This window comes from Streptomyces sp. NRRL B-1347, from assembly GCF_000720325.1.
In the GTDB taxonomy this organism is placed as follows: Bacteria; Actinomycetota; Actinomycetes; order Streptomycetales; family Streptomycetaceae; genus Streptomyces.
On record NZ_JOJM01000351.1, the window covers coordinates 1 to 212 of the forward strand.

The 212-nt window shown below is 72.6% G+C and carries 1 protein-coding gene; it reads right to left on the reverse strand.

What is annotated here, in order from left to right; genetic code table 11:
- Positions 1-212, reverse strand: a 212-nt coding sequence (locus IG74_RS47530; protein ID WP_158858183.1) for a KR domain-containing protein, incomplete at both ends; no start/stop codon positions are given.

Consider the following 212-nt stretch of genomic DNA (forward strand, 5'->3'; position numbering starts at 1 on the left):
TCAACGACTCCACCACACCGTCGTCCAGCACACCCGCCGCATGCACCACAGCCGACAGAGGACGCTCGGACCCGATCCCGGCCAGCAGAGCTTCCACCGCGGCACGGTCGGCGACATCACACGCCACCGCCCGCGCCTCGGCACCCAGCCCCGCCAGCTCCGCCACCAACTCCGCCGCACCCGGCGCCTCCACGCCACGACGACTCGTCAGC